Source organism: Rhodococcus sp. P4_C10 (assembly GCF_056402135.1).
Genome location: NZ_JBFUHZ010000004.1, coordinates 37,909 through 53,958, shown reverse-complemented (window position 1 = coordinate 53,958; position 16,050 = coordinate 37,909). Strand labels below are relative to the sequence as shown.

Annotated in this window: 4 protein-coding genes; all 4 read left to right on the top strand. The window is 66.0% G+C overall.

All coding sequences use genetic code 11. The annotated features are described in order from the left end of the window. Positions 1–127: 127 nt before the first annotated feature. The 4 genes from AC1DWC_RS03150 to AC1DWC_RS03135 are packed head-to-tail and all read left to right on the top strand — an operon-like array spanning position 128 to position 16,048. Complete coding sequence (locus tag AC1DWC_RS03150) at positions 128–2,923, top strand: SNF2-related protein (protein WP_477906075.1); 2,796 nt, start codon at positions 128–130, stop codon at positions 2,921–2,923. A gap of 3 nt (positions 2,924–2,926) precedes the next feature. Then, a complete protein-coding gene (locus tag AC1DWC_RS03145; protein ID WP_477906073.1) occupies positions 2,927–7,615 on the top strand; it encodes an Eco57I restriction-modification methylase domain-containing protein in 4,689 nt (1,562 codons plus the stop codon). Further along, the gene (locus AC1DWC_RS03140) at positions 7,608–13,877 is read left to right on the top strand and encodes a DEAD/DEAH box helicase (protein ID WP_477906071.1); all 6,270 of its coding nucleotides are present in this window, start codon (positions 7,608–7,610) and stop codon (positions 13,875–13,877) included. The genes AC1DWC_RS03145 and AC1DWC_RS03140 overlap by 8 nt, the downstream gene beginning before the upstream one ends. Continuing rightward, on the top strand, positions 13,874–16,048 hold the full coding sequence (locus tag AC1DWC_RS03135; protein ID WP_477906070.1) for a UvrD-helicase domain-containing protein: 2,175 nt from the start codon (positions 13,874–13,876) through the stop codon (positions 16,046–16,048). The genes AC1DWC_RS03140 and AC1DWC_RS03135 overlap by 4 nt, the downstream gene beginning before the upstream one ends. Positions 16,049–16,050: the final 2 nt, after the last annotated feature.

Here is a 16,050-nt window from a genome sequence, read left to right as displayed (position 1 = left end):
GCCGATCGGTGGGGGAGGTAGTGATGCCTGCCCCACCGATCGTCTGCGGCAGACGCCAGGCGTCCCGCGCACGTGCCCGGTCAGGGGCTAATCTGACCCCAATCGTCAAATTCTGAAGGAGTCGTGAGTGGCCGACATCGCCGCAGGTGAACGCGTAGTAGTGCGCGACGAGGAGTGGCTCGTCCGAGCGGCGCGCAACACCGAGAACGACGGCACGCGCGTCGAGGTCACCGGGGTGAGCGAACTGGTCCGCGACCAGGCCGCGGTGTTTTTCGATTCGCTCGACACCATCGACCGCCTCGACCCGCGGAACGGCAAGCTCGTCCTCGACGAGTCCGCCGGTTTCCGGCGATCACGGTTGTGGCTCGAATCAGTCCGGCGGGGCAGCCCGGTCCCCGCGAGCGACACCCGCATCGCCGTGGGACAGCGGGCGATGCTCGACCGCATGGACTACCAGCTGCGCCCGGCCGCGCAGGCGCTGCAGAACCTCCGACCGCGCATCCTCATCGGTGACGCCGTCGGCCTCGGCAAGACCCTCGAGATCGGCATCCTGCTGTCCGAGCTCATCCGCCGCGGCCGGGGTGAGCGCATCTTGGTGGTGACTCCGCGGGCGGTCCTCGAACAGTTCCAACACGAACTGTGGACGCGGTTCGCCATCCCGCTGGTGCGGCTCGACTCGAACGGTATCCAGAAGGTGAAGCAGACCCTGCCGAGCTCGCGGAACCCGTTCAGCTACTACAAGCGGGTCATCGTCTCGATCGACACGCTCAAGAACCCGGCCAAGTACAAGCATCACCTCAAGAACCAGAACTGGGACGCGGTGGTGATCGACGAGTGCCACAACCTGATCAACCGCGGCACGCAGAACAACGAGCTCGCCCAGCTCCTTGCGGCGCAGACCGATGCGCTGATCCTCGCCAGTGCCACTCCGCACAACGGCAAGCCGGAGTCGTTCGCCGAGCTTGTCAACCTCCTGGACCCGACGGCCATCGCGGATCGTAGCGAGTACACCGCCAAGGACATCGAGCACCTCTACGTTCGCCGGCACCGGAACTCTCCCGACGTCAAGCTCGATGTCGCACATAAGTGGAAGCAGCGGCGCACCCCGCGCGTGCTCGAGGTCGTGCCCAATCCCGCCGAGGTCGCGGTCCTCCGCGAACTCGAGGACACCTGGCTCCATCCCAAGGGCGGTTCCGTGGCCACCGGCCAGGGCAGCCAGCTGTTCCCGTGGACGCTGTTCAAGGCGTTCCTGTCGTCACCGAAGGCGCTTCGCGCGAGCGTCGGGCGCAGGCTCAAGTCGCTGGACAGCACCACCTCGGCCGAGGCGAAGGCGCTGGCGCGGCTCGACGAACTGGCCGAGGCGGCCGACCAGTCGGCACCCTCGAAACTCCTTTCGCTGATCGCGCACCTCCAGGAGGTGGGCGTCGGAAAGGGATCGGCGACCCGTGTGGTCGTCTTCTCCGAACGCATCGACACCCTCACCTGGCTGCAGCAGGAGGTCGCCAAGCGCCTCAAGCTGTCGGCGAAGGCGGTCCAGGTGCTGCACGCAGGTCTGCCCGACGAGAAGGTGCAGTCGGTGGTCGAGGGCTTCGGGCAGGCGAACTCCGAGATCCGTGTCCTCCTCGCGTCGGACATGGCCTCCGAGGGTCTGAACCTGCACAAGGAATGCCACCAGCTGGTGCACTACGACCTGCCCTGGTCGTTCATTCGCATCCAGCAGCGCAACGGCCGCATCGACCGCTACGGGCAGATGCACGAACCGCAGATCGCGGCGCTCGCGCTCACCAGCGACGCTGACGACGTCCCGAGCGACCTGCGCGTGGTGACCAAGCTGCTCCAGAAGGAACACGAGGCGAACCTCGCCCTCGGCGACGCAGGCGTTCTCCTCGACGTCCACGACGCGGACATCGAGGAGAAGACCGTCATCCAGGCGATCCGCGACGGCCAGGACCTCGACGCGATCGTCCCGGAACCTACACCCGCCGCGCTGAATCCGTTTGCCAACCTTCAGGTCACCGCCGGCAGCCACGTCGACGACCCGGCGCCGGAGGAGGCGCCCCAGCGCTCGCTCTTCAAGGACGACGACAACTTCCTCGCCGATGCACTCGCTGACGTGGCCGCCGAACCGGGCGGGCACTCGTTGGACATCGCCCGGGAGGACGACAAGGACCTGATCGCGTTCAAACCGCCCGCCGACCTGGTACCGCGGTTCCGGGACCTGCCGCCCGAATACCTCGACGAGCAGAAGATCGTCGATCGCCTCCGGGTTTCCGGAAGTGTCGAGTTCTGTGAGGGGCGGCTCGACAAGGCCCGCAAGTCGACCGACAGCGCGTGGCCGGACGTGCATTTCCTCGCCCCCATCCACCCGGTGCTCGACTGGGCGGCGGACAGGTCGGTCTCGCGCCTGGGCCGCAACGAGATCCCAGTCCTCTCCGGGACCGTCAGCGAGCCGGTGTTCCTCACACAGGCGGTGTGGTCGAACGCCCTGGGACAGCCGGCCATCGCCCACTGGGGCGCGGTGCGCGGACTGCCGGACGACGCCGAGGTCGGCGACTTCGACGAGGCGCTCGACCAGGCCGGAATCCGGGAGGGTGCCGCCAACGCCGGCTTCGCCGACGTGGACCTCGACGCGTTGCAGTACCGGGTCGCGGCCGCGGTGGACGCCGCGACCGAACACCTCCGCGATCGCCGTGACGACATCGAAGCCGACCTCCTCCGGCGCATCGACGAGTACCGCAAGAATCTGAAGGGCTGGGAACAGACGGTGCTCGGCATCGTGACCGACAGCGGCCGCCGTACCGGATCGAGGTTGGAGATCTCGGAGACCGTCGACCAGTCATCCGAGCTCATCGATTCACTCGCCGCCAGCGGTGACCCCTTTGTACGCGTCGTGGCCGTGATCGTGCCGAAAGCAGGTCTGTAACCGATGTTCGACTCCATCTCCAACGTCAACGACTACCTGTCCGAGCACTGGCTCGCCGAGGTCTTCCCGAACAAGCTGAAGGATCTCGCCAAGGAGTGGAAGGAACGTGCCGCCCAGGGCAAGGACACCCCGACGAAGGGACTCTCGTCGGTCAGCGGCGCCTACCTGACCGCACTCGGTGAGCTTCCTGAACCGACCCATGCCGACTACATCGACGTGGTCACCGAGACCCACCGAACACTGTTGAAAGCAGCCGGTTTCGACACAGTCGAGACGGTCCTCGAAACGTTCCAGGGCGAGACGCCGATCGAGGTGCCGCTGCTGGGCCGGTACGCCGGCACCACGTCGACCGACGCCCTGCACATCCTGCAGGCCGTGCCCGCGGCCGACGCCGACTCCCTGTTCGCGGACGACGCGGAACTCCTGCAGCCACTCCTGCTGGCGGTCACCAGCGAGAAGACAGAATCGCTCGGATCGGTCTCGAAGGCGGTCACACAGCTGTTCATCAGCGACCACGCCCCCCGGTACCTGCTCGTGGTCGCCGGCAGCGTCGTCCTCCTCACCGATGCGGCCCGGTGGTCCGAGGGCCGCTACCTCGCGTTCGACGTAGCGACGGCGCTGGACCGGCGCGACGAGAAGGCCGCTGGCGAGCTCGCCCACCACGCGGGCCTGTGGTCGGCGGACGTGCTGCTCCCCAACGACGACGGCACGACCACCCTGGATGCCTTCTCCGAGGACTCCGAGAAGCACGCCGTCGGCGTGAGCGAGGACCTCCGCGAGGGCCTGCGCATTTCGATCGAAAGGATCGCCAACGAGGTGCTCGACCAGCGGCGGGCAGTGGGGCTACCCGTCGAGGGCATCCCGGAGCTGCCGCGGGACCTGACGATCCAGTCGCTGAGGTTCCTGTACCGAATCCTGTTCCTGCTCTTCGCCGAAGCACGCCCCGAGCTCGGAATTCTGCCCATCGGCGTCCCCGAATACGGATCCGGCTACGGCCTGGACCGGCTGCGCGAGATCACCCAGGTGCCACTCACCGGACGATCGGCCGACGGCCACCACCTGCACGAGTCGCTGGATCTGCTCTTCCGGCTCGTCAACAACGGGCACCACGCTGGCGACGAGGACGGCGACGGGCTCGTGTTCGAAGCGATGCGCTCGGACCTCTTCGATCCCGCCCGCACCCCGCTGATCGACGAGGCACGGATCAGCAACCGGGTGCTGCAGGAGGTGCTTACGCTTCTTCTGCTGTCGAAGCCGTCGAAGAACAAGAACAAGCAGCGCGGGTATATCTCCTACGCGCAGCTCGGTATCAACCAGCTCGGCGCTGTATACGAGGGATTGATGTCGTACTCCGGCCTGATCGCGGACGACGACATGGTCGAGGTCGCGAAGGAAGGTAACGCAGACAAGGGCTCGTGGTTGGTGCCGTCCGCCAGGTCCGGGGACTACGCTGCCGAGGACATCGTGTGGCGTGAGGACCGGCTGACGGGACGCAAGGACATCGTCCGACACGGCAAGGGCAGCTTCGTGTTCCGCCTTTCCGGACGCGATCGGCAGCGGAGCGCCTCCTATTACACCCCCGAGGTGCTCACCAAGACCGTCGTCAAACATGCGCTCGCCGAGCTGATCACCGACGAGACGACCGCCAAGCAGATTCTCGAGTATCGTATCTGCGAGCCGGCGCTCGGCAGCGGTGCCTTCCTCAACGAGGCGATCAACCAGCTGGCCACCGAATACCTGACGCGTCGCCAGAAGGAACTAGGGAACACGGTCGAACCCATCAAGCCGGAGGACTACGCCACCGAACTCCAGAAGGTGAAGGCCTATCTGGCCTTGCACCGTGCCTACGGCGTGGATCTCAACGCGACCGCTGTGGAGTTGGCTGAGGTATCGCTGTGGCTGAACGTGATGCACAGCGGACTGCAGGCCCCGTGGTTCGGCCTCCACCTGCGTCGCGGCAACTCGTTGATCGGCGCCCGCCGTGCCACCTACGACTTCACCTCGCTCGGCAAGGCGAAGAAGAGTTGGCTCAAGACCCCGCCTACCGACCGACCGCTGTCCGAAGGGCCGATTGGTGACGGCGAGATCCACCACTTCCTGCTGCCTGCCGACGGCTGGGCCGCCGTTGCGGATGCCAAGCAGGCAAAGGAACTGATGCCGGACGAGGCTGCCGCGCTGCGGTTGTGGCGCAAGGAGGTAACGAAGAAGCCGGATAAGAAGCAGCTCGACCGATTGCGGGCCCTGTCGCGGCGCGTCGAGCGCCTGTGGGATCTGACGCTGCGTCGTCTGGCGATCAGTGAACGCGAGGTCTCGCGGCAGGTCGACGTGTGGGGAGCGGGCCTCCCTGCCGTCGAGACAGCCGTTCCGCGCGAGCAGGTGGAGTCGGAGCTTCTGGACCCCGAGGGCCCGTACATGCGTCTGCGGTTCGCCATGGACACCTGGTGTGCGATGTGGTTTTGGCCGCTGACCGTGTCCGTCGAGGACTCGGACGATAGTGATGACAATCACCCCGGCCCTCCGAGTCTCGACGAATGGATCACGACCCTCGAAGGGCTGCTCGGCTTCGACGGCGTGCGCAAGGGCGATGACGACCAGGCCATGTTCCACGAGACCGTCGACAGCTTCGATCAACTCTCGAAGATGGACGACCTGGAACGCGACTTCTACGGCATGCGGCCAGTGTGGAAGCTGGTGTCGAAGCATCAGTGGATGGGTACGGCGCGCGGCATCGCCGAAGAACAGGGATTCTTACACTGGGAACTGGACTTCGCGCAGATCTTCCAGCGCGGCGGATTCGATCTGCAGGTCGGTAATCCGCCGTGGGTGCGGCCGGTGTGGAAGGACGATATCGCGCTTGCCGAGCACGACCCGTACTTCACCCTGCAGGAGAAGATTCCCGAGAAGGCGTTCAAGGATCGTCGAAATGCCGTGCTCGAAGCTGATCGTGCTAGGGATCGGTACCTCGGTGACCTGAACTCGTGGGCGGGAACCGCGGAGCATCTGGGATCGGCAGTCGAGCACCCGGTGCTGGCAGGAGTTCAGACGAATCTGTACATGAACTTCATCGAGCGGGTGTGGCGTGGCACTAGCGCGGATGGCGTTTCTGCAATCCTGCATCCAGAGAGCCACTTCACCGACCCGAAGGCAGGGGTGCTGCGTTCGGCTACGTACGCGAGGCTGAGGAGACACTGGCAGTTCCTCAACGGGCTGTTCCTGTTCGAGGAGGTGAACGACAAGACCGTCTTTGGAGTTAGTGTCTATGGGTCTCCGCGTGCTGTGGCCTTCATGCAAATGTCGTATCTGCAGGATCCGGCGATTATTGATGCGTCATTGACAAGCGGTGAGGGTCTCGGAGAGGTGCCCGGAATTCAGTACGCGAGTGGAGGCTGGGATCTGCGTCCCCACGCGTCCCGAAACGTCACAGTTGATGAATCGACACTCGGCGACTGGGCCCAGCTTTTCGACCCGCCTGGTACATCAGCGAAGCAAGCACGGCTCCTGCGCCCTCTGACCAGAGAGCACGTCGAAATCCTGTCTGTTCTTGCGTCTCAGACTTCGCGTCTCGGCGACCTTGGCTACCGTTGGTCGAGCCTATGGCACGAAAAGGGTGCCAAGCAGGCAGGACTCATTGAATGGCGTAGTGAACGTCCAGGCTCTTGGAGCGATTCGGTCCTGCAGGGGCCGCATTTCACTGGTGGAACGCCGTTGTCGAAGGAACCGAATGACGGATGTCGTAACAACAGTGACTACAGTTCGTGGGACCTAACTGAGCTCGCGGAATCCGTGATTCCGCGCACAAACTATCAACGTGCTTGTGAGCGTGAGGGATACGACGCTGCAATCCCGCAGTGGGAAGACCGCCCTGCGACTGACTATTGGCGGATCGCGTGGCGCAGTATGACCCAGCCTGGACTGGAGCGCTCGCTGCATGCGGCGTTGATTCCGCCTGGTGCAGCACACGTCCATACCGGTCCGAACCTGTCGGTTCGAGCCGAGGACTCGAAGAACACGGTGCTGATTGCAGGCCTGTGGGCGTCGCTGCCTTTTGACTACCTGGTCAAAGTCAGCGGAATGAGCCATGTGCACGCTGAGCTGGTCGACCGTTTCCCTGCCCCGATCGACCATTCGGCGTGGCCGCACCTTCTCCTGCGCGCCCTCCGGTTGAACTGCCTCACTCGTGACTACGCGCCGCTGTGGGAGGGGTTGTATCAGGACTCCTTCGCCAATGACACCTGGACGCCAGCGTTCGACGCCTCTTTCGATCTCGGTGTCGGAGGCCGAAACTGGTCGATGGGCACTCCGCTGCGGACCGAATTTGAGCGTCGAGCTGCACTAGTGGAGATCGACGCGCTCGCCGCTCTCATGCTCGGCCTCACTGCCGACCACCTGGCATTGATGTTCCGCGCGCAGTTCCCGGTGCTCCGCAGATACGAGCACGAGATGTACTTCGACGCGAACGGCCGCAAGATTGCCAAGGACCACCATGCTCAAGGCGTCAAGCAGGAGAAGGACGACTACAAGCTCCTGCAGGCGTATCTCGAAGGCGAAGACAGCGGAGATATCCTCGACCGCTACACACCAATCCCGGCCGACGAGACCCACGACAAGCCGTGGTTCTACAAGCCAGACCGCGAGGCCGAGATGCGCACCGCCTATGCGGAGTTCGAGCGGAGGCTCGGTCTGAATGGGTGACACCGCGGCGCCGACCTTTCCGTCCTTGCTGGCGGAGGAAACGAAGGACTCGATCACCGAGTACCTGTCGACGACGTTCGCGCTGGCCGACCCGAACGCAGGATCAGCGCTCAGCGAGTTCCTGCGGGACCCAGAGACCGGGATCTTCCGTGGGCCGTATCTCAAGGTGCGCACGCCGTACCAGCAGGTGCCGGCCAAATGGACGTCGCCGCTGGAGTGGATGCCGAAGGGATTCCGCCCCTTCCAGCATCAGGCATCGGCGTTCGAACGTCTCTCGACTCGAGACCGTGGGGCAGAGCCGACGATCGTGACGACGGGAACAGGCTCGGGTAAGACCGAGTCGTTCCTCGTCCCGCTGCTCGACCACGCGCGTCGGGCGGCGGCGCGCGGAGAGCCGGGGGTCAAGGCGATCATCCTGTACCCGATGAACGCGCTCGTCACCGACCAGGCGCGGCGCCTCGCGAACTACCTGCACGACGACCCGCACCTCGGCGAGGTCACCGCCGGCGTCTACATCGGTGGCCAGGGCCGGCGCCGCACACCGACGCGGAACCAGCTCGTCGACAACCGCGACGAACTGCGCAAGAATCCGCCCGACATCCTGCTCACCAACTACAAGATGCTCGACCTGTTGCTCCTGCGATCGGGCGACAATCCGTTGTGGGACAACGCGGCGTCCACGCTGCAGTACCTCGTACTCGACGAGTTCCACACCTACGACGGCGCGCAAGGTACCGACGTCGCCATGCTCATCCGCCGGCTCGGCGCGCGTATCGGTGTGGCCGAGACGGGTCGCCCCCTCGGGCGCGTGACCCCCGTCGCAACTTCGGCGACCCTGGGTGGGGGAACCCGCTCGGAGGAGCTACGTCAGTTCGCCGAAACCATCTTCGGCACGGAGTTCCCGCCGGAATCGCTAGTCGTCGAGACGTCTCTGACCGCGGCGGACGTCGTTCCGCACGTGGACTTCAGCCTGGACATCCCGGCGGTCGAGGTCGTCCTCGAGGCACCGACACCCGACGCCTCGAAGTACGGCTCGTGGGAGCCGTTGGCGCGCGCGGTTCTTCAGCCGACTTCGGAGCCCGGCGCCAACGCCGCCGAGATCGACTACGCCGATCCCGTGGCCATCGGGACGGTGCTCCGGACGCACTTCCTCACCCGCGCCGTCATCGACGCGCTGAGCAGTGAGCCCCTCACGCCTGCCGACGCGGTCGTCAAGATCGCGCAGTCGGGGGTCCTGCCATGGGGGGTGCACAATTCGACGAGGCCGGTCGAGGTCCAGCAGGCGCTGCTGAAGTTCCTCGCCCTCATGTCCGTCGCCCGCATCCGAGACGACCACGGGGTTCTGCGACCTATGGTCAACGTCCAGGTGCAGCTGTGGGTCCGCGAGCTCACACGCATGCTGCGGAGCGTGAGCCGCGAACCTGAGTTCGACTGGTGGCACGACGGACCACCCGCCGACGGCACCTTTTTGCCTGCGGCGCACTGCCGGGTGTGCGGTCACTCCGGGTGGCTCACCACGACAACCGAGCTCGGTGACACGCTCGGTCACGAACCCGTCGCTATCTGGCGCGACAGCGCCCGGCTCTCCACGCGATCCAAGACTCGAGCACTGCTTCTCGCCAACTCGGGCGATCACGGAGTCAACTACCTCGACCCCGACACGCTCGAGATCGGATCGGCGCCGGGTGGGCACGGCATCGCCGTCCACTGCACGCCGGACGACGAATCCGCGTTCGATCAGGCCTGCCCGTCCTGCGGGGCGAAGAACGCCATTCGGTTCATGGGGTCGAGCGTGGCCACCCTGCTCAGCGTCGGCCTCACCAGCGAGTTCGGATCCACCCTGCTCGCCGATGCGGAGAAGAAGACCCTCGTGTTCACCGACTCGGTCCAGGACGCCGCGCACCGTGCCGCGTTCATCGAGGGCCGGGCGTTCCAGTTCAACTTCCGATCCGCACTGTTCGCTGCTGCCGGCGGTGAACGCACCTCACTGCAGTCCGCGGCCGAACGGCTGTTCGCTGACATCCCCATGGACCAGCTCTATCGGATCACTCCACCGGACTTCCTCCGTCGCACCGGCGTCGAGGGGGAGTGGCTGCGTAACGACCCTCAGGGGCGGATGCGGGCGTTGCTCGGCGTGCGGATTGCATTCCAGGCGCACCTCGAGGCGGGGCTGAACGCACGCACCGGACGGACGCTCGAGCTGACCAGCGCGATGGCCGTCGACGTCGATGTCGACCTGAGCCTGTTCTCGGAACGGGCCCGCGACATTCACCAGAACCTTCCGCAACTGACCCTGAGCCTCGGCGCCGAGCACGGGCCGCGGTACGACATCTGGCTTCTCGGACTGCTGGACCACCTGCGCGTCAGTGGCGGCATCCACCACCGGTGGCTCGCGCGGTACCTCGTCGACGAGGGCAAGCGCTGGTCGATCTGGGGCGGCAGCGCCGAGGGGATGCCGAAATTCCCCAGGGGACGTCCCGCACCCGGATTCATCACGACCGGCGCCTCCGGAGACACCGACTTCATGTCCGTCAATCCGCGGGGCGAGTCGTGGCTCACCGACTGGACCAAACGGTGCCTGGGCGTCACGGGGCCGGAGGCGAAGGCTCTCCTGGCCGACATCGTGGATGTGCTCGCGGGCGACGACGGCCCACTCGAACGGCGCAGCGGCGAGAAGGGTTCCAAGATCTACGGCCTCACCGCAGACCGGATCATCCTGGACCCGAACGACATTGCGCGGCTGCAGTGCCCCATCTGTCATCACGTGCAGCCGACCACCGCACGGCGCGTCTCGCTGTGGGAGGGTGCGCCATGCATGCGGATGCGGTGCCCCGGCAGCCTGAGCACGGTCGAGGTGGAGTCGACGAACTTCTACCGGACCATGTACCAGTCCGGCCGGATCCGTCGGATCGTCAGCGAGGAACACACCGGCCTGCTCGACCGGGAAGAGCGGGAAGAGGTGGAGGCACGCTTCAAGACCGGCGGCTCGCCCGTCGACCCCAACATCCTGGCCTGCACCCCCACCCTCGAACTGGGCATCGACATCGGAGACCTGAGCACCGTCGCACTCGCGTCGCTGCCGCGATCCACCGCGAACTACCTGCAGCGGATCGGTCGTGCCGGCCGCTCGACGGGCAACGCGTTCGTCCTCGCGGCGGTCCCGAGCTCGCCGAGGGACCTTTACTACTTCTCCCAGCCGAGCCACCTGCTCGCAGGTGAGGTGTTGCCGCCCGGGGCCTACCTCAATGCCACCGAACTTCTCCACCGTCAGTTCTTTGCCTTCGCGTTGGACCGCGTCGCCTCCGGTGCGCTCGGTGTCGCGCCGCCGATGCCGGCGAAGCTCGCGGGCGCTCTGGGTGGCGGAATGGAGGACGGAGCTTGGCTGCGCGCCGTGGTCGACGCGGTGACGGCTGATGCGGAACTGCAGAGCCACGACTTCCTGGCGCTGTTCGGTGGAAGGCTGGTCCCGGAGGCTCAGCATGCCGTCCGAGAGTTCGCGGCGGGAGGCCTGCGGACGGAGGCCGCCCGTGTCGCATTGGCGTGGCAGACGGAGTCCGACGAGATCCGCACCCGCCTCAACGATCTCGCCAAGACAGTCGCGGAGCTCGACAAGCACGGTCACCTCGACGACCAGCAGAAGGACGACCGCAAGCGGTGTATGGGGGAGTCGCGGGCGCTCGGAGACCAGCTGCGTGAACGTGGCAGGCAGGAGACGCTGACCGGCCTGAGTGGGGTCGGCCTGCTGCCGAACTACAACCTTCTCGACGACTCCACCACCCTCGACGTGCACCTGTGGTGGACCGCGAACGAGAACGAGTCGCCCGAGCCGCAGGCACTGGACCTCACCTACGAGCGCAGCAGCAGCAGCGCGCTCACCGAGTTGGCGCCCGGCGCCTACTTCTACGCCAGCGGTAAACGCGTGGAGGTCGACGCGGTCGACGTGGGACCGCTCTCGCAACCCCTCTGGGCATCTACCCGGCTCTGCCCGGCCTGCGGGTGGGGTACAACGAACCCGGCCGCCCCGTTGACAGCGTGCCCGCGGTGCCACAGCCCCGCGGTCACCGACGCGGGCGCTGTGCACAAGGTTCTGCCGCTACAGAAGGTGTCTGCGGTGCACCGTCTCGACGATGTCCTCATCGACGACGAAGCGGACGACCGGACCCGAACCTTCTTCACCAGGGTCACCGGTGTCGACATCGACCCCGCCGACATCGTCGACGCCTGGAAGCTGAAGGACGCCATCTTCGGCGCCGAGTACGCGCGCTCGGCACTCGTTCGCTCGCTCAACGTCGGGTTGGGGGACGCCCCCGGCACCGATGCGATTATCGCGGGTGAGACCGTGTCCGCCGCGGGATTCACCACCTGCGCCCACTGCGGGGTCGTCGCGAAGAAGGCAACGGAGAAGGACGAGGCCCGGCACCGGGGCTACTGTGCCACCAGGCGAGGAACCGACGCGAAGTGGGAACGGCTGCTGCTCTCGCACGAGCTCCGAACCCAGGCGGTCAGGCTGCTGCTCCCGGTGTCGCTGCTGCACTTCGAGACGACGATGACGTCGTTCAAGGGCGCGCTGCTCCTCGGCCTCCGGCGCGACTTCGGCGGAGATCCGCAGCACCTCTCCGTGGTGGCGTCGAGCATGAGCGACGGCAAGGGCGCGGTGCGACGGTTCCTCGTCCTGCACGACACCGTCCCCGGCGGCACCGGCTACCTCGACCGCTTCGGGGACCCCGAACGGCTCCGCCACATCCTCACCCTTGCGCGCGACGCACTGGCCACCTGCCCGTGCCGGCTCGAGGGCAAGGCCGCGTGCCACCGGTGCCTCTACGGCGTGCTGCAGTCCCGCGAAATGCCCAATGCATCAAGGGAATCCGCGTTGACGCTCCTCAACAACTTCCTGCAAACCTGGGACGTCGAGAAGATCCCGACGGTCAGCACGGTGGACATCGCGAAGGTCCAGCTCAGCGAACTCGAGCTGCAGTTCCGCGAGGCGCTCAAGACCCGGATCGTCCGTCGAGACGGATGGTCCGTCGAGACGACGATCGGGCCGAAGGGGGAGGAGCTCGATCTACGGCTCGCGAACCCCGCCGGCGAGCCGAGACGTTGGCGTATGCGTCCGTTGGTGGACGTCAAGGCAGGGTCGATCACGACGCAGCCGGACTTCCTGCTCACCCGCAGTGACGCACAGGGCTGCGATGTCGCCTTATACCTGGACGGCGAGAAGTTCCACGCGAGCGTCGAGCACAACCGCACCGGTGACGACGCCGAGAAGCGCGACGCGTTGCGACGCGACGGCCGGCGCGTGTGGTCCATCTCGTGGGACGACGTCCAGGCGTTCGAGTCGAACTCACTCAAGGCGGCGGTGACCGACCTTGTGCATCAGCAGATGCAGAACACCGCCAGCGTCGGGATCGAGGACCCGCGCCTGAAGTCGATGTGGGGCAACCCGATCGACTTCCTGATCGAGTACCTCACCGACCCCGATGCCGACGTCTGGGGTGTCGGCGCCCTCGGAACCGTCCTCTCGATCGTCAACCCGGGAAAGCACGGATCGGATGCGCCGATCCTGGTGACGCCCGGCGGCCTGGCCGCGGGACTGAACGAGTTCCTCGGTGGGCTGCAGCCCACCGCGGGGCCGGAGGGAACCGTGATGCTGGTGCCTCGAGCCGGCCTCAGTGGGCTTCCGCTGCTGGTTATCGCAGATCCGGCGGACCACGTGACGACGGTGGGTGTGCTGAGTGTGCTCGACGACCGAAAGACCGAGGTCGGCGGTCCCAATCATTCGGCGCGCTGGCGTGATTGGCTGAGGTGGTCGAACGTACTCCAGTTCCTCACCAGGCCGAGATTCGGACACGAGCTGCCGATGCGGATGGCGGAGATCTGGACTCGCGAGTCGGTCGATCCGTTGGCTGGCTCGATGCTTCCGCTGGCCGGCGTCGCGCCTGTTGCTGCCGCCGCCGGACTGGCCCCGGAATGGGCGTTGGTACGCGACTACACGGATCCGATACTGACCCAACTTATTGCCATCATGTCGTCGACAGGGATCGAGGTCCCGGAGGCGGGCGCCGAGGTCGGTCCCGACGAGAGCGTGTGGCAGGTCGAGCTTGCATGGCCCGACGCAAAGGTGGCGGTCGTGGTCGATGTCGACGACCAACGAGACGAATGGCTTGTGGATGCCGGCTGGACCGTGGCCTCCGCGGATGGGCAGTTCGCGCCGGATACGCTTGCGCGCGAGATCGAGACCGTGGTGAAGGGGAGTTCGCAGTGAAGACCGAGGTCCGGATGCACGACCTGTTTCAGGGCTCCTACGACGATCTCGAGGGCAGTGTCCGCGGGCGCGTCTTGAGCTTCATCATGAAGCTGCAGCAGGACCCCGAGTCGGCCGGGCTCGACTACAAGATCCCGAAGCTGGCGAAGACCAAGTTCGTGCGCACGGCACGAGTCACCGACCACTACCGAGCCGTCTTGGTCGCGGCGGGCGCGGACGGTGACACCGACATTCTGTACCTCGTCGCGGTCAAGAAGCACGACGCTGCCTACGACTACGCCAGCAAGCTCACTCTGCAGGTCAACGCCAAGACCGGCGCGGCAGAGCTGTTCGACGCCATCGCGCTCGACGCGGCGGTCGACAATGCTCGCAATTCTCAGCCTGCCGAGCCGTCCGCGAAACCGCTCATGCCCGCGAGCGTGAAGCAGAAGGATCTCGAGCGGTTCGGCGTCGCCCCCGAGATCGCCGAGCAGCTGAAGAAGATCACCGACGAGGACACGCTCATGGCGATCGCCGACGCCCTTCCGTCCTCTCAGGCGAACGCAGTCCTCGACCTCGTCTGTGGCAAGAGTCCGGACGAGGTGTGGGCCGACCTTGTCATCGAGGATCCGGGCGAGGTCGATGTCGACGACATCGAGGCCGCTCTTCAGCGCCCGCTGTCGCGGCTCAGCTTCACGACATACGAGGGTGAGAACGAAGACGAGTTGCGCGCCGTCCTCGAGGGAGACTTCGCAAAGTGGCGGGTGTGGCTGCACCCGTTGCAGCGCAAGCTGGCCCAGCACAAGGGGTGGAACGGACCTTACCGGGTGACCGGCGGTGCGGGGACCGGCAAGACTGTGACCGCGATCCACCGTGCGCGCTTTCTCGCCCGCCAACTCGACGCGGAGTCGTCCACGCAGAAGGTGCTGTTCACGACCTTCACCAAGAACCTGGCCCGCACCATCGAGTCTCAGCTGAAGCAGCTGGCGGGACCGAAGATCGTCGATCGGGTCGACGCCCTCAACATCGACTCGCTGGCCCGGCGTATCGTCACCGCGTCGGACGCGCGCCGAAAGGCCGTCAGCTCCGTCAAGTTCGTCGCCGCCGATGCCGACGAGGTGCGGGAGCTCTGGTCGAGCGCCGCTTTGGTGGCGGTCGGTCGGTGGGATCCCGCGTTCCTCGCCGACGAGTGGTCCCAGGTGGTACTCGGCAATGCGCTCGTGGACGAGGCCGGCTATCTCCGCGTCACCCGCAGCGGCCGCAGCCAGCGCCTGACGCGGCCCCAGCGTGCAGATGTGTGGCAGGTGATCGAGCAATTCGAACGCCTGATGCGATCGCAGGGACTGATGACCTTCACCCAGCTCGCCGCGCAAGCGGCCGCGATGCTGGGTGCCGACCCGTCGTTGCGGGATCAGCTCGGATACCGCCACGCCGTGATCGACGAGGCTCAGGACCTGCATCCCGCGCACTGGAAGCTCTTGCGTGCACTCATCGCCCCGAACACCGACGACCTCTTCATCGTCGGGGACGCCCACCAGCGGATCTACGGTCGGCCTGCGCCGTTGTCACGGTACGGGATCGAGACCCGCGGGCGTTCGCGGCGGCTCACCATCAACTACCGGACCTCGAAGGAGATCCTGCAGTGGTGTCTGACGGTGGTCGACAACGACGTTGACGACCTCGACCTCGCCACGGATACCCTCGCCGGTGCACGGTCGGTGTTCGGCGGACCCGACCCGGAAGCGCACAAGTTCAAGACCCTTCCGGACGAGGATAAGGGGGTCGCCGAACTGGTCAACGCTTGGATTGGTGAGGGCATCGCGGCGTCCGACATCGCGGTCTTCGCTTTCGACAACAAGGCTGTCGGTGAAATCGCCGAATCACTCGCCAGCAGTGGAATCGACAGCGTCATCGTCACCGACCGGTCCGACGAGGACAAGCTCGGTGACGCCGTCCGCGTGATGACGATGCACCGCGCGAAGGGGCTCGAATTTCGCGCCGTCATCCTCGCGCGCCTGGGCAACGAATCGTTCCCGCCGTACTACGTGCAGAAGATGACCGGCTCCGAGCGTGAGCTGGAAGAACGCAAGCTGCAGAACGTGCTGTACGTAGCGGGATCTCGTGCGCGCGAGCGGCTGGCCGTGGTGGGGACGAAGGATCTGTCCACACTCGCCGTCACGACTTCCGCGTAGAC